The 21,458-nt window shown below is 66.8% G+C and carries 19 protein-coding genes; 7 read left to right on the top strand and 12 right to left on the bottom strand.

Going from position 1 to position 21,458, the window contains the following annotated elements:
* Positions 1-44: 44 nt before the first annotated feature.
* From IB225_RS20340 to IB225_RS05320, 5 genes are all read right to left on the bottom strand, one after another.
* On the bottom strand, positions 45-605 hold the full coding sequence (locus IB225_RS20340; RefSeq protein ID WP_225583278.1) for a hypothetical protein: 561 nt from the start codon (positions 603-605) through the stop codon (positions 45-47).
* A gap of 51 nt (positions 606-656) precedes the next feature.
* The gene (locus IB225_RS05305; RefSeq protein ID WP_192310155.1) at positions 657-2,090 is read right to left on the bottom strand and encodes a peptidoglycan-binding protein; all 1,434 of its coding nucleotides are present in this window, start codon (positions 2,088-2,090) and stop codon (positions 657-659) included.
* Positions 2,087-2,944, bottom strand: coding sequence for a hypothetical protein (locus IB225_RS05310; RefSeq protein ID WP_192310156.1), 858 nt, complete (start codon positions 2,942-2,944; stop codon positions 2,087-2,089). Before IB225_RS05310 ends, IB225_RS05305 begins: the two co-directional genes overlap by 4 nt.
* Positions 2,945-2,971: 27 nt before the next feature.
* Positions 2,972-3,961, bottom strand: a complete 990-nt coding sequence (locus tag IB225_RS05315) for a hypothetical protein (protein WP_192310157.1) — start codon at positions 3,959-3,961, stop codon at positions 2,972-2,974.
* Between the two features lie 278 nt (positions 3,962-4,239).
* The gene (locus IB225_RS05320; protein ID WP_192310158.1) at positions 4,240-6,030 is read right to left on the bottom strand and encodes a S8 family serine peptidase; all 1,791 of its coding nucleotides are present in this window, start codon (positions 6,028-6,030) and stop codon (positions 4,240-4,242) included.
* Positions 6,031-6,456: 426 nt separating this feature from the next.
* On the opposite strand from IB225_RS05320, the gene IB225_RS05325 reads away from it, so the two are divergent.
* Positions 6,457-7,005: a hypothetical protein gene (locus IB225_RS05325; RefSeq protein ID WP_192310159.1), complete on the top strand. Its 549-nt coding sequence runs from the start codon at positions 6,457-6,459 to the stop codon at positions 7,003-7,005.
* Positions 7,006-7,110: 105 nt separating this feature from the next.
* Here IB225_RS05325 and IB225_RS05330 read toward each other — a convergent pair whose 3' ends face one another.
* Entirely contained in the window at positions 7,111-8,208 is a 1,098-nt protein-coding gene (locus IB225_RS05330) for a branched-chain amino acid aminotransferase (RefSeq protein WP_192310856.1), read from the bottom strand.
* A 51-nt stretch (positions 8,209-8,259) separates the two neighbouring features.
* Positions 8,260-8,811 (bottom strand): putative Fe-S cluster assembly protein SufT, encoded by a 552-nt coding sequence (gene sufT / locus IB225_RS05335; RefSeq protein ID WP_192310160.1) that lies wholly within the window; start codon positions 8,809-8,811, stop codon positions 8,260-8,262.
* A 110-nt stretch (positions 8,812-8,921) separates the two neighbouring features.
* Here sufT and IB225_RS05340 point away from each other — a divergent pair, with 110 nt between their 5' ends.
* Entirely contained in the window at positions 8,922-9,335 is a 414-nt protein-coding gene (locus IB225_RS05340) for a hypothetical protein (protein WP_192310161.1), read from the top strand.
* A gap of 10 nt (positions 9,336-9,345) precedes the next feature.
* Here IB225_RS05340 and IB225_RS05345 read toward each other — a convergent pair whose 3' ends face one another.
* Entirely contained in the window at positions 9,346-11,529 is a 2,184-nt protein-coding gene (locus IB225_RS05345) for an alkaline phosphatase D family protein (RefSeq protein ID WP_192310162.1), read from the bottom strand.
* Positions 11,530-11,737: 208 nt separating this feature from the next.
* Here IB225_RS05345 and IB225_RS05350 point away from each other — a divergent pair, with 208 nt between their 5' ends.
* Complete coding sequence (locus IB225_RS05350) at positions 11,738-14,113, top strand: TonB-dependent receptor (RefSeq protein WP_192310163.1); 2,376 nt, start codon at positions 11,738-11,740, stop codon at positions 14,111-14,113.
* Positions 14,114-14,188: 75 nt separating this feature from the next.
* Here the strand turns inward: IB225_RS05350 and IB225_RS05355 are convergent, their stop codons facing one another.
* A complete protein-coding gene (locus tag IB225_RS05355; protein ID WP_192310164.1) occupies positions 14,189-15,577 on the bottom strand; it encodes an NAD(P)(+) transhydrogenase (Re/Si-specific) subunit beta in 1,389 nt (462 codons plus the stop codon).
* Positions 15,574-15,873: an NAD(P) transhydrogenase subunit alpha gene (locus IB225_RS05360; protein WP_192310165.1), complete on the bottom strand. Its 300-nt coding sequence runs from the start codon at positions 15,871-15,873 to the stop codon at positions 15,574-15,576. The genes IB225_RS05355 and IB225_RS05360 overlap by 4 nt, the downstream gene beginning before the upstream one ends.
* A gap of 162 nt (positions 15,874-16,035) precedes the next feature.
* Between IB225_RS05360 and IB225_RS05365 the strand changes: the two genes are divergently transcribed.
* Genes IB225_RS05365 through IB225_RS05380 form a run of 4 tightly spaced genes read left to right on the top strand, consistent with a single transcriptional unit; the run spans position 16,036 to position 17,799 of the window.
* Positions 16,036-16,371, top strand: a complete 336-nt coding sequence (locus IB225_RS05365; protein ID WP_192310166.1) for a hypothetical protein — start codon at positions 16,036-16,038, stop codon at positions 16,369-16,371.
* 23 nt (positions 16,372-16,394) lie between these two features.
* On the top strand, positions 16,395-16,964 hold the full coding sequence (locus tag IB225_RS05370; protein ID WP_192310167.1) for an RNA polymerase sigma factor: 570 nt from the start codon (positions 16,395-16,397) through the stop codon (positions 16,962-16,964).
* Positions 16,961-17,359 (top strand): hypothetical protein, encoded by a 399-nt coding sequence (locus IB225_RS05375; protein WP_192310168.1) that lies wholly within the window; start codon positions 16,961-16,963, stop codon positions 17,357-17,359. The genes IB225_RS05370 and IB225_RS05375 overlap by 4 nt, the downstream gene beginning before the upstream one ends.
* Positions 17,356-17,799, top strand: coding sequence for a DUF3106 domain-containing protein (locus IB225_RS05380; RefSeq protein WP_192310169.1), 444 nt, complete (start codon positions 17,356-17,358; stop codon positions 17,797-17,799). Before IB225_RS05375 ends, IB225_RS05380 begins: the two co-directional genes overlap by 4 nt.
* Before the next feature lie 9 nt (positions 17,800-17,808).
* Here IB225_RS05380 and IB225_RS05385 read toward each other — a convergent pair whose 3' ends face one another.
* Both IB225_RS05385 and IB225_RS05390 read right to left on the bottom strand, forming a co-directional pair.
* Positions 17,809-18,915, bottom strand: a complete 1,107-nt coding sequence (locus IB225_RS05385; RefSeq protein WP_192310170.1) for an NAD(P) transhydrogenase subunit alpha — start codon at positions 18,913-18,915, stop codon at positions 17,809-17,811.
* A gap of 74 nt (positions 18,916-18,989) precedes the next feature.
* Positions 18,990-21,308, bottom strand: coding sequence for a DUF1631 domain-containing protein (locus tag IB225_RS05390; protein WP_192310171.1), 2,319 nt, complete (start codon positions 21,306-21,308; stop codon positions 18,990-18,992).
* Between the last annotated feature and the right edge of the window lie 150 nt (positions 21,309-21,458).

Here is a 21,458-nt window from a genome sequence, read left to right on the forward strand (position 1 = left end):
CCCGGGCTTGAGCGTTCGCCGCAGGGCCTACTGAGATCCACACGCTAGCGCTGCGGCCGCGGCCTGGCTGCCCGGTACTGGCCCTTGTCGCCGGCACGCGCGCCCTCCGGATCGGCATTCGTGCAGACCACACCGCCACAGATCACCGCGTCGGAGGCGTAGAAGGCCTGCACGACCGGCACGGCGTCCTCGTAGCGCTGCAGTTCTTCCCGGGTATCGGCTAGCTCGCGCCGGTAGTAGCCCAGCACCGTCCACGCGACGAAGAGCACCAGCAGCAGGATCGCGGCGGCCGCGCCCAACCACATCCACACCACCCTGCCCGTCCCCCGCAATTGCGCGACGGTGACGGACACGGCATGACCGTACTCGGCGGTGACGGGCGACACGGCCTCGCGGGCATCCTGCGCGATCCGCGTACCGGCGCCGTCCACGATGGCAGCGACATCGCGCCGGAACTGGCCAACTTCCTGGCGCAGCGACTGCACCTGTTCCGTGATCGCCGTGCTCATGCGCGCCTCGCGCTGCGCCATCTCCGCACGCAACACCATCAGCGCCTTGATGGCATCCATCGGCGTGGCCGCCGGCACCGCACTGACGTCTTCCATGACACCTCCTCGTTATCTGCATCCGTGTGAGCGAAACCCCATGACAGCCGGCTAGCGCGCCATCTGCCGATCCTGCGCTTGGGTCTGCTCTGCCGCCTGCTGCTGCGCCAGCCACTGCTCACCCTGGACTCCCATATGCCGGCCTTCCGCCGAGCGCGCGAACTCGATGGCGGCACGATCGGCCGAGGCGCTGTCGCCGGACATGACGGCGGCGAGGTAGCGGTCTGTCAGGGATTCGTCCAACCGCCCGGGCGGTTCATAAAGCATCCCCTGGCGTCCATCGGCTTGTCGGCCCTGCTCCTGCTGCGGTTGCTGAGCACGCTGAAGTTCCCTTCGACGCACCACCTCGGTGGCCTCCTGCAATCCTCGCTCCACCGCATCTGCATTGATCGCGTCGCGGGTGCGCTCATCGGCCAGTCCGTTCGCCGGTGCAATGCCTGCATCATCCTGGAATCGACGGACTGCCTGTTGCGTCGCGTTGTCATAGCTGCGGCTGATGTTCAGTGGACGTCCGTTGCCACCCCGAAAGCCGAGTCCTTGCAACTGCTCCTGCAATTCGGCGACAGAATCACCGCGATCACCAGGACCGAGAACCCCATCCTTCAGCGGCCCATGCAGATCCATCATGGTCTTGAGCCGGAAGTCCGGATTGGTCCGCAGGGCATCACCTCGGATCCGGTCAAAAATTGCCGGGTCCACCGTGCCGGTGGTTGGAACTCCGGCCGTGCGCTGGTAACTCCTCACCGCCTGATCGGTCGAGCGCCCGAAATCTCCATCCGGAGACAATCTTCGGCCCGCAGCATCCGTTATGTTCAAGGCAGCAAGGTATTGCTGCAGTTCGAAAACGCGGGCGTTTGCGTCACCGCGCTGGAGCGGCGTATCGGCCCGGCGTGCTTCCTCCAAGGGCGTCAGATCGACGCCGTCGCGCCGGACTGCGATAACCAGGTCACCAACACTGGGCTCCCAGGCTCGAGCAAGCGCCGCGACATCAGCTGCCCGGTCAGTGCCATTCACGATCCTGCGAGCGTTCGCGTAGTCAGTTCTATCAGCGGTGACGTAGTCGTCCAATCTACGCCCAGTGAAATGCCCATCACGCATACCCACAACCAGGACACGCGATGCCACCTCCGGATCTGCAGCAAGAGACGGATTATCCAGCAACTCGTTACCTCGCCCCAAGGTCTCGCCGAGATCCCGATAGTTCTCCCAATGCGTCAGGTGCGCGTAGCCGCGCCCGAAATACTCTTCGCCACTTCCATAGCCAGCTCGCTCGCCCCCTCTATAACCGATCTCCGCCGCCTGCTTCCTACCGCTGCTCTCTTCAGGACTAGTGAAGTTCTGGCTTTCGTGCTCGGCAGTCGCCAGCACGTAGGCAATCTGGCGCTCATCCGTGACGCCCTCTTCCAGGCAGGTTCGCACGATCAGTCGCACTGTCTGTTCACGCGTGATCGGGGATGCAGCGCTGCGTCCGTATCCGTCGCTCATTTCTTTGGCTCCCCTTCCAGTTTCATCCAAGAGTCGTCGGAGATGTCTTCACTCTCGATCGCATTTTCTCCGCAGGTGGTGTAGTCCCTTCTCGCCAGGATCTCCGCGCCATCTCCACGGATTCCAATCAGCTTCTCGCCACGGTCGCACGGACCGCTGCGATACCACGCGAACAGTCGACCATCAATGATGCGCGACAAGGAGTTCCCTTCCATCAGCTTTGCCAATGCCTTGTTCTCGACCAAGCGCCGGGCCTCCTTGTCGTACAGATAGTAGGTATAGGACGGGTCCCCATAGGTGCCATCGGGACCGCTCCAGACCACCAGATCCTCGTGGCCATCCATGTTGATGTCGGACAGGATGATGGCGTGCGTATCATCTCCGAACGCCCAACGCACCGATCCTCGGAAGCCTGTCCTTTCAGGGTGGCGCGGCGGAATCGCGACTCGAATCCAGACCTCTGGAAGCGACAGCGTTTGTCGGCGAAGCTTCGAAGTCGAGATCGTCAGTTTGACGTTGCTGCAGATAAGCCTGTTGATCATCCGGTGAGAACAGCCATCCGACTGGAGGATGATCGCGGCGTCGCCAAGGCGCATCTCCATGAACCCGCTTTCGTCTGGCGTGTCTTCTGCCCACCGTTGTTCAAATGCAACCCCTTGAATGTGGTCAACGCGCGTCTTGGCGACGCTATTGCAGCCCGAGAGTGCCGCTAGCGGAAGAAAGGCGAAGAGGATCGCCCGCCAACACCCGTGGCGCAGCGGATGGTCGTCTCGTCGGTCAGGGTGATCGTTCTTCGCATCCGCCGGAGCGTGCGCATCCGTAGCTCTGCCGCGGGTGGAGTTTTCAGTCTTCATAGAGCCCTCCTGGCTGTCGGTCGTGTCTTAATCGAGATAGCGATCGGCGCTGCTCTCGTATCCCTGGTCGCATGTCGGCAAACCCGATGATCGGCATGGCCAGAGTGCTGATGGCACCCTTTCGCGCGACGCCATGCGGCGCCCGTTCCAGACCAGGAAGCCGAAATGCGCAACGTTTCCGGTACCCCAGTAGTCGTCCTTGAAAGCGCGCGCGTCCGAGCTCGGCATGCCGGGCGGCGTGTACTCGCCCTCCTGGACGGGGCGCAGCACCCAACGTAGCGCCGGAACGTAAGCCAGCCTGCTGATATCCAACTGGATGTCGCCATCGACTGCGTCGCCCGTTGCTCGAACATATCGTCCATAGCGGCGACCCTCGTCGCCAGCCAGCCGTGGCGCAGGCGGCGCCAGCTCCGCGGTCACATCCTTCGGAACCCCGCCTTTGTCTACCCGATACAGGGTGAAGTCCCTCAGGTACGCTCCTTCGGGACGGCATTCGGGTTCCGAGAGCCTGCCACTTCCGGGCAGCGGGGCTGCGCACTCTGGCCCATACGCCAGATAGACGGTGACGTCGGGATCCGGCCCTTCGAACGAGCGGATCCAGAACGGACGGTAGTGATGGATCACGACGAGGATGTCGGGGCGCGCACCCAATCCCTCGACAAGCTTGAAACTGTGCTTGGAATGCGAGAGCTGATTCTTCTCATGTCCAGACAGGAATGGGTGCCCGTTCGGGATGTTTCGGAGAAACGAAGCGAAATACTCCGGAAGATGGCCGCTGCACGCCATGTCCTCCAGCGGCGCATCGGTAATCGCCGCCGGACCACAGTCGGCCCCCATCGCGCGCTCTTCAACGAAATTGACGACCGCAGGAGCATCAGGTGCTTCGGGCATGACAGCGACCGGAAGACGTTGCGGTTGAGGCGATTCGGCGTGAGCGAGATCTGAAAGGGGGACGCAGGCGGCGAGTGGAAGGAGCAGCATCAAACCTGCCACTGATACCGATGCACTGAACGACATACAGACCTCCTGTCAGAAGCAGCATTCCTTTGGATGGATCGTCGAGACGTTCGCGAACGTCGTGCCATCGATCCTGATGGCCTGTCTACACCGCGCGCCAAGGAAATGCACTTACACGAATCTGCAGTCTCCGAGTTTCGGCAACCGGGTGCCGGGGGATTTCTGATTTCCATCTCGCGTGAGTACGCTGAAACCGCGCGAACGCAGCAAAAAAAGAACCCCGGCCAATGCCGGGGTTCTTCATGCACGTCCTTGCGCACTCCCCTGGGGGACGATCCTTAGAAAGTGACACTCCAGCTGTTGATGTAGCCCACGTCGGCCGCGGCGCGGTCGCGGACGCGCAGGGACCACGAGCCGTTCAGCGCTTCGCTGGACAGGTTGACCGTGTAGGTTTGGTTGATGTTGTCCGCGCTGCCGCCGGTGCGGTTGTGCAGGTTGTAGACCGAGCCATCGGGCGCGACGAGGTCGACGATCAGATCGCCCTTGTACGTGTGCACGATGTTCACCGCCACCTGCGCATTGCTCGGCGCATTGCCCGTACGGCCCGACACCGCAATCGTGCTGCTCACACCCGTCGTGTTGTTGTCCGGGATGTTGACGTCGGTGCCGTTGGTGTAGGTCTGCGTGCCGCCACCCGGCGGCGTACCGCCCTGCGCGGCGACCACCGCGGCATCGGCATCGACGATGCCCGCACCGCAACCACCCGAACACGTGCCCGGCAACGGACGCGCGGTGTTCTTGATGATGGTCTCCACCTGCGACGGCGTCAGCGGCGACGGCGCGACCGCCTGCATCAGTGCGACCACGCCGGCCACGTGCGGTGCCGCCATCGACGTGCCGTTGTACGACGCGTAGCTGGCGCTGCCCGGCGTGGTGGTGCCGGTGTTGAGCGTGGACAGGATGCTGGCGCCCGGTGCGGAGATGTCGATGCCCGTGCCGTAGTTGGAGAAGCTGGCGCGCGAGCCGGCCGAGGTCGTCGCCGCCACGGCGATGACGTTGGGGCAGTTCGCCGGTACGGCCGTGGAGACGTTGGCGTTGCTGTTGCCCGCCGCCACCACCACCGTGGTGCCGCGACCGACGGCGCCGTTGATCGCGTTCTGGTAGGTGGCCGAACACGTGCCACCGCCGCCCAGCGACATGTTGATCACTTCGGCCGGGTTGGCATTGGTGGGCACGCCGCTCACGGTCCCGCCCGAGGCCCAGGTGATCGCGTCGGCGATGTCCGAGGTCAGACCGCCGCAGCGACCCAGCACGCGCACCGGCACGACTTTCGCACCGAATGCGGTACCGGCCACGCCGGTGCTGTTGTTGGTGACCGCGGCCACGGTGCCGGCCACATGCGTGCCGTGCCAGCTGGAGTTGCTGACCGGCGAACCGCTGTAGCACTCGTTCGCCACCGGGTTCCAGTCGCCTTCGTCGTTCGGATTCGAATCGCGGCCGTTGCCGTCGCGCGAGACGAAGGTGTCGCTGATGAAGTCGTAGCCCGGCAGGATGTTCGCGTTGAGATCGGCATGGTTGGTGATGCCGGTGTCGATCACCGCGACCACCACGCCTGCGCCGGTGGACTTGTCCCACGCCGGACGCACGTTGATGCCCGACGCGGTGGTGCCGAAGCCCCACTGCTCTGACAGGCGCGTGTCGTTGGGCGTCAGCACGGCGTACATGCGCTGGTCGACTTCCACGTATTCGACGTTCGGATCCGCGGCCAGCTGGCGCATCAGCGATTCGGCTTCCACGCGGTCCAGCTTGCGGTCGGCGCGCACGACGTCCGCACCACCGGCGGCCAGCCGGCGCAGCTTCTGCAGGCCCAGCGCGCGACCGCCACGCTTGGCGACACCGGCACTGGCGGCCGTGGTCAGCGAGCGCTGCAGCTGCGTCGCATTGGTGCTCTCGGTACTGCCGTCGCGGTACTTCACGATGAAGCGATCGTAGCCACCGGGTTCTTCCACCTGTAGGCCACTCATGTCGACGCGACCGGCCATGGCAGGCAGTGCGTACAACGACGCCAGCACGGCCGACGACAGGCACAGCAGGCGGACACGCGAACCACGCTTTGCAAATCCGGACATCAGACTCTCCCTCAAAGTTGTCGAAAGCCGCCAAAGCGGCAAGAGCCCGGTCGAGGGCGCGAGGTTGGCACGGGAGGGGGTGGACAGGCTGTTGCGTTCGACCGGGTGCACGTCATGCAATGCATGGCGCAAGGACGACGCTAACGGAGCGCGTCGAAATGAATCAGCGATGAAGGACACACTTCACTGCATCATGTTTCAAACGTAATCATTGGAATACATGCATGAAGCGATAGTCACCGGTAGACATCGCTGCGTAGATTCATTTACGTGGCAAGCGCGTGATGACTAGCGATTTTTTATTCGCAACGTGCGCTTCGATTTACGCAAACAGGATGTCGTTGACGTCGTGCACTGTGACTCGCCAACGCGTCGTCGCGCGTGTATTGATGGCATGCAGGCAAGGACGACAAAAAGGAGAGCAGGATGAAAGGATGCCGCACGCAATATCTTGGGCTGGCCTTGGCCATCGCATGCGCGGAGTGCCTCGCGTGGACGCCGTCCACGATGTCCGGCGGCGACCAGGCGGAGACGCAAGAGGGGGCTGCCCCTTTGACCCGATTGCCGGACATTTTTACCGGTGTCTGGTATCCCGACGACGCAGAGGGCGCCTCGGAGTGCGAGAGATATCGGGCACTGCTGCCTGTCAGGAGCGGGCATGACGGCGTCGATATCGTGCCGGTAGGCAGTCTGGTGATAACCCCGGGCCTGATTCAGGCGGTCGCCGAGTATGGCGAAGGAAATTTCTATGCCGTCGACCGTATCGAAGCGGAAGGCGCGGGCGCGTGGCGAGTCACCACACGACTCGGCATCGATGTCCTGCCGGATGAGTCGTCAGAAGAGGAACCCGTCGTGACCCGGCTTTCGCTGCGCGGGGACAAGCTTCACTGGGAGCCTGACGGACGACGCGGGGATGCTTCCCTGAGGTACTCCAGATGCGATGTCGAACGCACTGACGGCGAGAAGCACCCATGATGTACCGCAATGCCACGATAACGACTGCCGTGAGCCATCCCGAAGGTCGTAAGACCATGCGAAACGGGCCGTCTTTCAACGGCCCGTTTCGATCAAGACACGGCGTCAGTCGCGCAGCTTCACCAGCCAGCCATGGCGATCCGGCAGGCGGCCGTACTGGATGTCGGTGAGCTCCTTGCGGATGCCCATCGTCACTTCGCCGGCCGGCGCACTGATGTCGCCGACTTCGAAGCCCTTGCCCTTCAGCTGGCCGATTGGCGTGATCACCGCGGCGGTGCCGCAGGCGAAGACTTCGACGATGTCGCCCGAGGCGACGCCCTGCTTCCACTCGTCGATGGAAATCTTGCGCTCTTCGACCGTGTGGCCGCGGTCGCGTGCGATCTGGATGATGCTTTCGCGGGTGATGCCTTCCAGGATGCTGCCCGACAGTTCCGGCGTGACGATGCGGCCGTCCTTGTAGACCAGGAACACGTTCATGCCACCCAGCTCTTCCAGGTACTTGCCTTCCACCGGATCGAGGAACAGCACCTGCGAGCAACCCTGCGCCTGCGCTTCCTGCTGCGGCAGCAGCGAGGCGGCGTAATTGCCGCCGCACTTGGCCGCACCGGTGCCGCCCTTGCCGGCGCGCGCATAGTCTTCGGACAACCAGATGGACACCGGCGCCACGCCCTTGGCGAAGTATGCACCCGCCGGGCTGGCGATGACGTAGTAGCCGGCCTGCTGCGCGGCGCGCACGCCGAGGAAGGCCTCGGTGGCGATCATGAAGGGACGGAAGTACAGGCTGGTTTCCGGCGCCGACGGCACCCAGTCGCCGTCGATGGCGACCAGCTGGCGCAGCGATTCGACGAATTCGTTGACCGGCAGCTGCGGCAGCGCCAGGCGCGCGGCCGAACGCTGCAGGCGCTTGCCGTTGGCATCGGGACGGAAGGTCCAGATGGAGCCGTCGGCGTGGCGGTAGGCCTTGATGCCTTCGAAGATTTCCTGACCGTAATGCAGCACCGATGCGGCGGGGTCGAGCGACAGCGGACCGTAGGCGCGCACTTCGGCGTCGTGCCAGCCCTGCGCCTTGTCCCAGGTGATGGCGACCATGTGGTCGGTGAAGTGCAGGCCGAACCCGGGGCTGGCGAGGATGGCGTCGCGCTCGGCCGTGGTGCGGGCCTTGTCGGAGCGGTTCACGCGGTAGGTCAACGGGGCGGCGTTCATCACGTTCATCTCTTCATTCCTGACGGGTTCTGCAAGGGACGAGCCGGAGGCTCAGAGCATGCCGGTTTCCAGCTTGGCGGCATCGGACATCATGTGGCGGCCCCACGGCGGATCGAACACCAGGTCGACGTCGGCCTCGGCGATGGTGGGGATCATCTCCAGCTTGCTGCGCACGTCGTCGACGAGGATCTCGCCCATGCCGCAGCCGGGTGCGGTGAGCGTCATCTTGACCTCGACGCCACGCTGGCCGTCGTCGCGGGTGGTGAGGTTGGCTTCGTACACCAGACCCAGGTCGACGATGTTGAAGGGGATTTCCGGATCGAAGCAGGTGCGCAGCTGGTTCCAGACCAGCGCTTCGACCTCTTCATCGCTGGCGTTGTCGGGCAGCGTCAGCGGTTCGGTGGGTTCCTTGCCGATGGCGTCGGCATCCTTGCCCGCGATGCGGAACAGGTTGCCTTCCACGAAGACGGTATAGCTGCCGCCCAGTGCCTGGGTGATGTAGCCATAGCTGCCGGCCGGCAGGGTGACGAGTTCGCCCTGCGGCACCAGGACGGCGGCGCAATCGCGGGAGAATTGGACGGGTTCGCTGCTGCGGGAGTACATGCCGGATCAGATGGGGACGCGCGTGGGGCGCTGCAAGGCGACCTATTGTAGCCCCCGGGCCCCGGCCGCCGCGTTCAGGCCGTATCCTTGGCGACCCTTCCGGAGTCTCCATGCCCCCCGCCCCGCGCCGCATCCCCCGTTGGTTGCTCCCCGTGATGCTCGTCGTGGCCAGTGCCTGCGTGCTGGTGATCTGGGTGGCGCTGGCGCTCTACCTGGGGCGCCAGACCGGCTGGATGGCCCTGCTGGTTGCCCTGGACGTGGTGCTGGTGCTGCGCCTGGGCGGGATGGCCGCCGGCACGCGCCGCGCGCTGCTGGCCGCACTGGTCACGGTGATCATCTCGGCGCTGGCGCTGTGGTCCGTGCACGCCACCCAACTCGGGTTCGCGTTCGGGCTGACCCCTTGGGAATCCGCACTCCGGCTGGGTGCGCACCACGGCTGGACACTGATCTCCCTCACCACCACGCCGCTGGACGTGGTGGCGCTGGTGGCGGCGCCTCTGCTGGCGGCGTGGTGGACGCGCTGACGCTGCGGCGTCAGGTCCGCTTCTTCAGAACCCGCTCACCGGTGACCCCGGTCACCAGGTCGAACCGCTCGCGTACGAGTGCGGCATCGATCCGCGCCGTGTCGTCGTAAAGCCGCTGGCTGCACAGGTCCGCCGGCAGCAGCAGGAACTGCACCTCGCAGTCGCCTCCGGCATCGCGCTGGAACAGACCGACGCCATGGCGACGCGTCTGCGCATGCCGGATGCGCGGCTCGCCCGCCGCCAGCAAGGCATCCAGGCCGGCGACGAGCCGCTCGCCTGCGGATGCGGTGGCGGGATCCGACTTCGCCGCATCCCCCATGATGGCCGACAGCGTGGAGGACGAGATCGCGGGCGCGGTGAACTCCACCGTCCGCGCCGAATGCTGCGTGGCGAAGCTGGCATGGATGTCGCCCGATAGCACCACCGCGCCGGCCGTGCGGTCCAGCGCCGACACCAGCGCATCGCGCTGCAATCCGAAGCCGTCCCACTGGTCGACGTTGAGATAGAACTTCCGGCGCAACAGTGGCGGCGCATCGAGCGCGGGATTGGACAGATCGAGCACCATCGGCGTCATCGAGACCGAACTCGCCACGAAGAACGAGCGCGTCGGCGCGTCGGCCAGTTGCGCGGCCAGCCACGCCTGCTGCGCATCGCCCAGCGCGGACGGCAATGCGCCGTCCGCCCGACGCAGCGCCAGCAGCAGGTCGTAGCTGTCTTTCACCACCATGTAGCGGCTGCCCAGATGGCCGAAGAGCGCGCTCTTGCCGAAGGCCAGCCACGGCAGGCCGCGCAGGTAGTCGTCGTGGGCGTCCGGCGGAAGATCGACTTCCATGAAGCCTGGCACTGCGGCGTTGTAGCGCGTCAGCACATCGCGGACCACGTAGACCGCCATCGGCAGCATGGACAAGGCGGTGGCGCGTACGGTGGCGTCCCGCTTATCCACACCGGCGTCCGTGTACGCCTTCGCCAGCGCACGCCTCAACGGCTTGCGCAGGTCGGCCCACGCATCGTCGGCAAGATCGAGGTAAGGCATCAATGCCGTCGACAACGCCGACCAGTCCATGCCGAGAGCGGGCGCCAGCCGGCGCAGTGCAGCTTCGTCGTAGGCCAGCGCGCCGGGGAACGCATCCTCGGGAATCGGATGGTCCGGACGGTGGCTGCGGTAGTCCAGCAGCAACAGGCTGACATCGCGCCCGTAGTCCAGTCGGCGCCACAGTTGGCCATTCGGGTGCAGGCGGTTGTCATCCACGATGTGTGCACCGGTAGCGTCCACCGCGCCGACGGCGACATCGACCGGCATGTATTCGAAGTAGGCGCGCTCGGCGTTGCGGCGACGACGCAGATTACCTTCCTCGCGGCGTCCGTCTTCGTACGTGGCGTGATCCTGCCAGCAGTCGTCACTGAACTCATGGTCGTCCCAGATGGCGACCAGCGGCGCGCGCTCCAGCAAGGCCTGCAGCGCGGTATCCGTGCGGTATTCGCGATGCAGCTGGCGATAGTTGTCCAGGCTGGCGGCGGCGAGATAGCCACTGTCCGCGGCGCCGACGCGCAACGCGCCGGCCATGTCGTCGAACACGATGCCGCGTGCGCCGTCGGCGCGCTGGAAACTCGTGTCGCCTACCGATTCGTAGATGAAATCGCCCAGGTGCAGGACGAAGTCGAGGTCTTCCTGCAGCAGCGGTACCAGGCTGTTGTACCAGCGACCGCCGTAGTCCTGGCAGCTCATGAAGGCGAAACGCAGCGGCGGCGTAGGCGCTTCCGCCGCGGGCGCAGTGCGCGTCCTTCCGACCGGTGACGAGACCCACGCGCCTTCGCGCTGCCGCAGGAAACGGTAGTGATAGCGGTGTCCGGGCAGCAGGCCGTCGACGCGTACGCGCAGGCAGTGATCATGGCCGGCGTGCGCCGTCAGTTCGCGCTCGACACGCAACTGCGAAAACGCCGCATCGTCGGCCACCTGCAGGCGCACGACGACATCGCGCCGCTCGACGTCGGGCACGCGCGTCCACAGCAGTACACGGTCGGGACGCGGATCGCCGGAAGCGACGGACTGCGGGAAGTCCGCGCGCGACACGCCGGGCACCTGCGCATGCGCAGGAAACCAGCGGCTGGCGAACGGCAGCGTCGCCGCCGCGAGCGACAGCTTGAGGAAGGCACGGCGCGACGTACGCGCAGACGACGGATCGGATACGGCCAAGGCGGCACTCCACGGAAGAAGCGGGAGCAACGCCATCCACAGGCCGCCGCTCGCAACGCGAAGCCGCGGAGGATCGCCGCCGCATATTGCGGTGATATGGCAACGGCACCGTCATGGCACAGCAACATGAACAGGTCAGCCTGTGTCGCCATACCGCTGCGCACGCAAGGCGCGGCGTGCCGCCCTTTCCCTCACGCCACGGTCCACCATGACGCCGACTCCCCGCCCCGTGCATCGCCCCGTCCGTCACGCCCTCGCTTCCGCGCTGGGCGTGGCGCTCGCGCTCTCCGCCACCCAGGCGCTTGCACAGCAGTCGCCGGACGCCGATGCCGGCAGTCCCACCCAGCTGGACACCATCGTCGTCACCGCGCAGAAGCGCGAGCAGCAGGTGTCGGAAGTGCCGATCGCGATCACGGCGTACTCAGGCGATTTCCTCGACCGCCAGGGCATGACCACGCTGGGGGATCTGGCGGGTTTCGTGCCCGGCCTGCAGGTGCAGGAACAGAGCCCGAACAACCCCGGCTACGTGATCCGCGGCATCACCTCCGACAGCGGCGAAGCCAACGTGCAGCCGCGCATTTCGGTGTTCCAAGACGGCGTGTCGATCAGCCGCTCGCGCGGCGCGTCGGCGGCGCTGTTCGACATGGAGCGCGTCGAAGTGCTGCGTGGCCCGCAGGGCACGCTGTTCGGCCGCGCCGCGCAGGTCGGTGCGGTGCACTACATCCAGAACAAGGCCAAGGACGACACCAGCGGCGCATTCGAACTGGGCGCCGGCAGCGACAGCCAGCGCCTGGCCAGTGGCTACTTCAACGCGCAGATCGCACCGGAAGCACTCGCGGCGCGCGTGGCCGTCTTCCATGAAGAACGCGATGGCAGCATCGAGAACGCGGCCAGTGGCACGCTCAACGGCAAGGACACCACCGCGCTGCGCGCCAGCCTGGGCGCGATGATCGGCGAGGCCAGCCGCATCGACCTGATCGCCAACTACCAGAAGGACACGCCGCCGGGCACCGCCTTCATCAGCGGCACCATCCCGAACCGCCAGGGCAGCACGAGTCCATTTGCGGACGCGGAACTCAACCGCGGCGAGGAGCTTGGCCTGGACCGCACCGTGCGCAGCCTGACCGCGCTGGGTTCGTTCTGGCTGGGTGGCAACTGGACGCTGGACACCATCAGCGGCTGGCGCAGCTTCGACTCGCACGAGGAGTTCGACGCCGATGGCTCGCGACTGAAGGCGATGGAATTCGCCGAGATCGCTGAAGGCGACCAGTTCAGCCAGGAAGTCCGCTTCAACTTCGACAACGACACCTTCGCCGGCTTCTTCGGCGCCAGCTACTTCGTCGAGGACGGCTCGCAGTACGTGCCGTTCGCCACCGACGAACGCAGCCTGCTGGCGCTGCTGTCGCAGGATCCGTCGTTCAGGCAGCAGATCGGCGCGCTGCTCGGCGGCATTCCGTTCCCGGCGATCCCGCTGTTCGGACCGGACGGCAATCCGCTGACCGGCTATACCCTGCCAGGCGGACTGCACACCCTGCTGAATCCGGATCATCGCGAGGCCTTCGCCAACTACGGCTCCACCACGTCATGGGATGTGTTTCTCGATGGCACTTGGCGCGCCACGCCGTCGCTGGAACTGAGTGCCGGCCTGCGCGCCACGTGGGAGAAGCAGACCGCGGGCTACCAGGGCTTCGCCGGCAACGCACCGACGCTGTTCAACGGTCTGGGTGCGGGCGCACCCGCCCCGCTGATGGGCAACAACATCCTCAACAGCGCCACCGCCGGCAAGCTGGAACGCAGCGAGAACTTCGATTCGGTGGTCGGCCGCGTCGCCGCCCGCTACGTGTTCTCGCCGACGCTGAGCGGGTTCGCCACGGTGTCGCGCGGCCGTCGCCCCAACGTCATCGACATCACGCCGCAGGGCAGCCAGATCCTGCCAGCGGAGATCGTCAACAGCTACGAGATCGGCATCAAGGGCGGCACCGCCGGCGGTCGCCTGGCCTATGACGTGTCCGCCTACTGGTACGACTACAGCGACTTCCAGACGCAGATCCCCAACCCCAGCGGCGGCACGCCGTTCCTGATCCCCACCAACGGCGGCAATGCGACGGCCAAGGGCATCGAAGCCTCGATCACCGGCGAAGTCGCCGACGGCCTGGTGCTGTTCGCCAACTATGCGTGGACACATGCGCGCTTCGACGATCGCGATGACGACGGCAACGCACAGCTCTACGCCGGCCACCGCTTCCGCCTGACACCGGACCACGCCGCCGCGATCGGCATGGACTGGCGCGTGCCGATGGGCAGCGCGAGCTTCTACCTGCGCCCGTCGTACAACTGGAAGTCGAAGGTGTACTTCGAAGACGAGAACACCCCCGGCCTGGAGCAGGACGCCTACGGCCTGTTCAACCTTCGCATGGGTGTGACGCTGGCCGATGGTCGCTGGGACCTGGGTGTCTGGGGCAGCAACCTGACCGGCGAGGACTACCTGATCGACGCCGGCAACACGGGCCGCCAGTTCGGCACGCCGACGTTCGTGGCCGGCCAGCCGCGTGCGTACGGCATCACCGCCAAGGTCCGGTTCTGATACGAAGCACTCCGCTCCATGAAAAAGCCGGGCAATGCCCGGCTTTTTCTTTGCCCCGCATGAACGCGTGTGCGGTCAGTGCCCGCCGTCGAGCGCCTTCAGTTCGCTGACCAGCGCATTCGCCATCTCGGAACCATCGCCGTACAGCATGCGCGTGTTGTCGGCGTAGAACAGCGCATTTTCGATGCCGGCGAACCCGGTGCCCTTGCCGCGCTTGATGACGATGGTGTTCTTCGAATTGACCACGTCGAGGATCGGCATGCCGTAGATCGGCGAGGCGGGATCGGTCTTCGCCACCGGGTTCACCACGTCGTTGGCGCCGATCACCAGCGAGACGTCGGTGTTGGCGAACTCGGGATTGATGTCGTCCATGTCGGCGATCAGGTCGTACGGCACGCCGGCTTCGGCGAGCAGCACGTTCATGTGGCCGGGCATGCGACCGGCGACCGGATGGATGGCGAACTTCACCTTCACCCCGCGATCCATCAGCTTCTGGCTCAGTTCCCAGATCTTGTGCTGCGCCTGCGCCACCGCCAGGCCGTAGCCGGGCACGATCACCACGCGCTCGGCGTAGGCCATCATCGCCGCGACGTCCGCGGCTTCGATGGGCTTCATCGAACCGCCGATCTCCTGCATCGCCGCGCTGCCGCCGCCGAAGTTGGAGAACAGCACGTTGGTGATCTTGCGGTTCATCGCCTTGGCCATCAGCCGCGTCAGCAGCATGCCGGCCGCACCGACCATGGTGCCGGCGATGATCAGCGCCTCGTTGCCCAGCACGTAGCCTTCAAAGGCGACAGCGAGGCCTGTGAACGCGTTGTACAGCGAGATCACCACCGGCATGTCGGCGCCGCCGATGGGCAGCGTCATCAGCACACCCAACGCAAGCGACAGCACGAAGAACGCGATGATCCACGGCATCGCCAGCGTGGTCAGCGCCATCACGCCGCAGACCACGGCGGCCAGCGCCACCAGTGCGTTGAACCACTGCTGCCCGGGGAACGTGTAGCGCTTGTCCATGCGCCCGTCGAGCTTGGCCCAGGCGATCACCGAGCCGGTCAGCGACACCGCGCCGATCAGCGCACCGATCACCGCCAGCGACAGGGTGAAGGTCGACGGTGCGGGTTCGCCGGCCGAATAGCGCACCAGCTCCACCGCGCCGATGGCTGCGGCCGAACCGCCGCCCATGCCATTGAACAGCGCGACCATCTGCGGCATGTCGGTGATGGCGACCTTCTTGCCCCAGATCCAGTTGAGGCCCACGCCGATCACGATGGCCGCGATCATCAGGCCGATGTTGTGCAGGCCCGGCAGGAAGAACGTCGCGATGGTCGCGATCAGCATGCCGGCGCCGGCCCACTGGATGCCGCTGCGCGCGGTCTTGGGGCTGGCCATGCGCTGAAGGCCCAGCAGGAACAGCGTGGCGGCCACGAAGTAGCTCAGTTTCACCAGGGTGAGGGCGCTCACTTGCCGCTCTCCGGCTTCTTGCTGCTCTTGAACATCTCCAGCATGCGCTCGGTGACCACGTAGCCGCCGGCGGCATTGCCGGCGCCCAGCAGCACGGCGATGAAGCCGATGGCCTTTTCCAGCGGGGTATCGGCGTGGCCCAGCACGACCATCGCGCCGATCAGCACGATGCCGTGGATGAAGTTGGAGCCGGACATCAGCGGGGTGTGCAGGATCACCGGCACCCGCGAAATGATCACGTGGCCGGCGATGGCCGCCAGCATGAAGATGTACAGCGCCACGAACCCGTCGCTCATCCGCTCCCCCATCCTGTCCACGTTGTCGGTACACGGGCGTTGCCCGGTGCGTCCGCATCATAACCGCACCTGAACCCGACGGAGGATGGCATTCCGACGTCAACCGGCGGCCATCTCGGGCGTTTCCGTACCCGCAACGCCCACCCCACGAAGGAGCCGACCATGAAGCGCATGTCATTGCTGGGCCTGACCATACTGCTGCTGGCCACCGCGGGTGCCGCCACCGCAGGCGACCGCGGTGATCGCATCGACCAGCGCCTGGATCGCAAGGGCGACCGTATCGAACACCGGCTGGACGCACGTGGCGATCGCATCGAGCGCCAGTTCGACCGCCGTGCCCAGTGGGCCGATCACCATGGGCGTCCGCAGCTGGCGAACCGGTTGGAGCACCGCGGCGATCGCGTCGATGCACGGCTGGACCGCAAGGGCGAGCGTGCCGAAGCCCACTGGGACCGCCGGGGCGATCGCATCGACCGCCGCCTGGACCGTCGCGGCTGATTCACGGCAGCGGCCGCTAAGCTATGTTGGTGAGCACCCCTTCCAGTCCGTTGCCGGAAACGTCGTCGCCCGCCCCGCTGGCGGCGACGATCGAACTGTTCCTGGCGGACATCGGCCCCCGCGCATTCCGCTTCGCCGAAGCGGGCCTGCGCCATCGCGAAGATGCGCTGGACGCGGTGCAGGACGCGATGATGAAGATGCTGGCCTATCGCGAGAAACCAGCGGAAGAATGGTCGCCGCTGTTCTGGAGCATCCTGCGCCGGCGCATCGTCGACCTGCAGCGCCGCGCCGGTTTCCGGCTGCGCTGGCTGCTGCCCACGGGCGACCGCGGCGATGAAAGCCCGATCGACTGGGCGCCCGACCACGGTGCCGGTCCGGCACAGGCACATGATCAGCGCGAGGCGTATACCCGCCTCGTGCAGGCACTGCGCGGACTGCCCGCGCGCCAGCGCGAAGCGTTCACCCTGCGCGTGCTGGAAGAACTGGATGTGGCCGACACCGCGCGCGCGATGGGTTGTTCGGAGGGGTCGGTGAAAACCCATCTCTCCCGCGCACGCGAGGCCCTGCAACGGCAACTGGAGGAATTCCGATGAACCCCGTCCACGACGACGGCCCTGGCATCGACCAGCAGGCCCGTCGCCTGCACCAGGCCGCACTGGCCCAGGTCTCGCCGCAGACGCTGATGCGCCTGCGCGCCGCGCGCCATGAGGCCGGACAGCAAGCGCCCGCCCGCGGTCGCGCCCGCACGTGGCGCTGGCTGACGGCTACCGCGTTCTCGGCGGTGCTGGCCGTGGGCCTGGGCGTGCAGTGGCTGCCCCGCACGCCCGAGACGCCCGCCTATCCCGCGACGCCCTCCGTGGCGCAGGCGGACAGCGACCTTTCGACCGACGAGTTCGGCGCCTCCAGCGCGCTCGATGAAGATCCCGACCTGTACCTCTGGCTGGCGTCCGCCGACGCCCAGCCCCTTGCCATGGAGTCGACCCCATGAATGCCTTCGTCCCCCGCCTGCTCGCGCTCGGGCTGCTGCTGGCGACCAGCCACGCACTGGCGCAGTCGCCTGCCCCGGCCCCGCTGCCAACTTGGGAACAGCTGACCCCGCAACAGCGTGAAGCCCTGATCGCACCGCTGCGCGACCGCTGGAACCGCGAGCCGGAAGACCGTGCCCGCATGATGGAACGCGCACAGCGCTGGCAGGCCATGACGCCGGAGCAGCGCGCGCAGGCGCGTCACGGCCAGAAGCGTTTCGAAGGCATGAATCCCGAACAGCGCCGCCAGGCGCGCGCGCTCTACGGGCACATGAAGACGCTCACGCCCCAACAGCGCGATGCACTACGCGAGCAGTGGAAGAAGATGACGCCCGAACAGCGCGAAGCATGGATGCGTGACAACGCTCCGCCGCGCGATCGGGACCGCCGACCGGAGCGCTGACGCTCTCCGTCAGGCGACGGCAGGCGTTGCGGTCACCCGCTCGGGCCACACCGTCTTGGCCAGCAATTCATCGTCCCAGTCGAACTGCAGCGCGCCGTCCTTGACGAACAAGGCGACGAAGTTCAGCACGTTGCGGGCGTACATCTCGCTGGCATGCACGGCGCCGAGGCTGGCGAGGTTCAGCGGCCCGGCGATGGTCACGCCGTTGTGCGCGTAGGTGTCGCCGGGACGGGTCAGTTCGCAGTTGCCGCCGGTTTCCGCAGCGAGGTCGACGATGACGCTGCCGGGTTTCATGCCTTCCACCATCGCCGTGGTGATGATCTTCGGCGCCGGGCGACCCGGCACAGCGGCGGTGCAGACCACCACGTCGATGCCGCGGAGATGGTCAGCGAGACGCTGCTGCTGCAGGGCGCGCTCTTCGTCGGTCAGCTGGCGCGCATAGCCGCCCTCGCCCGCCGCACTGACGCCGAGGTCGAGGAATTTGCCGCCCAGCGATTCGATCTGCTCGCGCGTCTCCGGGCGCACGTCGAAGCCCTCGACCTGCGCGCCGAGCCGCTTGGCCGTGGCGATGCCCTGCAGCCCCGCGACGCCCGCGCCGACGATCAGCACCTTCGACGGACGGATCGTGCCGGCAGCCGTGGTCAGCATGGGAAAGAAGCGCGGCGCCAGCTGCGCGGCGATCAGGACGGCCTTGTAACCAGCCATGCCCGCCTGCGAACTCAGCACGTCCATGGCCTGCGCGCGCGTCGTGCGCGGCAACCGCTCAAGCGGGAAGGCCTGGAGGCCGTTCGCCTGCATCGCGGCCGCCCGCGCCGGATCGGCGCCGGGCTGCAGCACGCCGACCAGCGTGGCGCCGGACTTGAAGCCATTGATGACGTCCGCCGACGGCGGTTGCACGCAGAGCAGCAGATCGGCACTGGAACGGCCCACGTCATCGCCGAGTTCGGCGCCCGCGTCCGCATAGGCCTGGTCGAGGAAGCCCGCGCCCTCGCCGGCACCGCGCTCCACGACGACGCGTGCGCCGGAGGCGATCAGCTTCTTCACGGTTTCCGGTGTCGCGGCCACGCGGCGTTCGCCCGCGGCAGTTTCCTTCAGTACCCGAACTTCGACCGCCATTGCGCCCCTCGTCGTTAGGTCGTCCGTGGGGCGATGCTAGCAGAGCGCGGCAGGGCCGCGCGGAGGCGATCGGGTCAGGCCGGTGCGGCGGCCGAGGGGGCGGGTTCGAGTCGTTCGATCACGCCCTGCATCGCGCTGTCGAACGCGTCTTCGCTCTGGTGCGTGCGCAGCCGGCCCATGCGCACCATCACCGCCAGTTCCTCGGGGGAGGCAACGCAGAAGCGCACGCCGCGGCGGTTGACGAACAGCAGGCGCGAGGAGATCGGGCTGACCCACGACAGTTTGCCCGCCTGCACCTTGTTGTCCTTGTCGACGAAATCCAGCCACGTGCCGATCGGCAGGCCGCGGAAATGGTCGGCATCGCTGTGGTCGAAATCGAGCGTGTCGGCGCCACCGACCAGCTGGATCGCCGCAGTGTCCTCGTCGACGATGGGCTTGGGCAGCACGACCTGCGGCAACTCGGGCAGCGCCTTTTCCAGATCCGGACGGGCGGAAGCGACCGCCTGCAGCGTGTCGTGCAGCGCATCCACGGCGCCGGCCGCCGCGTCCTGGTTCATGCCTACGCTGGCGAACACCTTCAGCATTTCGGTGCGCCACGCCTGCAGCCACGGCTTGCCGACCACATGGCGTTGCGCTTCGGTCAGTTCCTCGAGCACGCCGTCGGCGAGCGCCAGCGATTCGCGCAGGCCCGTGCCGTCGTCGCCTTCCCGCAGCACCGTCATGGTCACGTGGTGGGCCCACGGCTGACGCAGGAAATCCTCGATGGCCTGCGGCACGCGGCGGTCCGCCAGGCGCTCGTCCAGCTCGGAGGTCATGCGCGCGCGCGCGGCTTCCAACCGTTCCTGGCCGCGCTGGATCTCGGCAGCGCGCCGTTCGGCGATCTCGATGCGGCGGCGATGCTGGTCGAGGTACGCACGGAATTCTTCTTCCAGGGTCAGGAAGATCGCGAGGTTCTCGTTGAATTCGGCGACCAGGCGGTCGACGACTTCCTCGACCTTCGTCAGCAGGGTGCGCTCGGCGGCGCTCTCGCCGTTGTTGCCCTCGCAGGCCTCGGCCAGCACGTTGAGCAGGCGGCGCGCCGGATGGGTCTTCTGCACGAACATGCGGCGGTCCAGCAGCGCCACCTTCACGAACGGCACCACCAGCCGGCCGATCAGTTCGCGCGGTCGGCCTTCCAGGTCGCGCTCGTCGAGCATGACGTCGAACAGCATGCCGACCAAGTCGATCGCGTCCTCGTCGACCGGCGCCAGGCGCGCCTGCGACGGGTCCACGCCCAGCTGCGTGGCGCTGCTGAGCACTTCATTCTTCAGCCGCTGCGACAGCGACTCGCCGGTGTCACCGATCGCCGCGCGCAGCGTCGCACTGGGCGATGCCTGCAGCAGCGACAGCACCGACAGCATCTCGCGTTGGGACAGGTCGCGGCGGTGCTGATCGGCGGGGCGCGCCTCCGGCGCGTCGCCCGTATCGCGGCCACGGCGCGATTCCTGCAGCAGGTGGTGCAGGGCTTCGAGCAGCACCCCCTGCGCGCCCGGCCCGGACGCGTAACCGGGCGGAACATCGCCGAAGCCCGGCGGTGCGACCGGCGCCGCCTGGCTGGCCTGCAGCCCGCGGCTGACGCCCGCCATGCGGTTGAGGAAGCGCGCCGCCCAGGCGGGCGCGCCGGGTTCTTCTTCGCCAGTGGCCGCGAGGTCCGCGGCAGCATCCGCGACCGGTGCCGCCGCCGCAGGTGCGCGGCGGGCCGGCAGCTCGGGCATCACGCCGACCTGCATCAGGCGCTGGTCCAGGGCCGCGTAGATGCGCGCGATGGCGGGCACGAAGTCGCGCTCGCACAGTTTGATCACCACCAGGCGGACGTCGGGCGCGAGGTCGCAGCCGGCGAACGCCTGGTGCACGGCCACGCCGATGTGCTCGGGACCGATGGGATTGAGGTCGGCATCCAGCGTGATGTCGCCGGCGATCCAGCCCAGCCGGCGGTCCAGCCGTGCCAGCACGGGCTTGCAGTCGCGCTGGATGACGCTGGCGAAATTGCGGACGGCCAGGCGCGACTCGAGTTCCTGCTCGGACACCAGGCTGAGGGTTTCTTCGGCCGACTCCAGGAACACGCGCTCGATCGGCAGCGGCTGGCCGGCTTCCAGCGCCTTCCACGAGCGCTGCAGTTGGGCGCGGAAGCGACCGATGATGTCGTCGCGGCGGCGGCGCAGTTCGCGCATCGCATCCAGGAAGGCCATCTGCGAGGGACCGGCGCGCTCGGCGCGGTCGAACAGCGCATCATCGAAACGCCCCAGCGCCACCGCGAAGGCATCGACCAGCGGCGGGATCGCGGCGTCGCGCGCCTGCTCCAGCAGGCGCGAGTCGCGCCCTGGGCGGTCGGCGATGTTGAGGACGTTCGACATGCGCAGGGGTCCCCGCCCGGGGGGGCGAAAGAAAGGTGGGGGATGCGGACGGGGATCCGCAGCGACATCGTAGGAAATCCGCCCGACAGGCGACCGTGATGGCTTCGGCAGTTTGGTGCCGTGCAATACGATACCGCACAGGAAACCCTT

Source organism: Pseudoxanthomonas sp. PXM02 (assembly GCF_014851805.1).
GTDB lineage: Bacteria > Pseudomonadota > Gammaproteobacteria > Xanthomonadales > Xanthomonadaceae > Pseudoxanthomonas_A.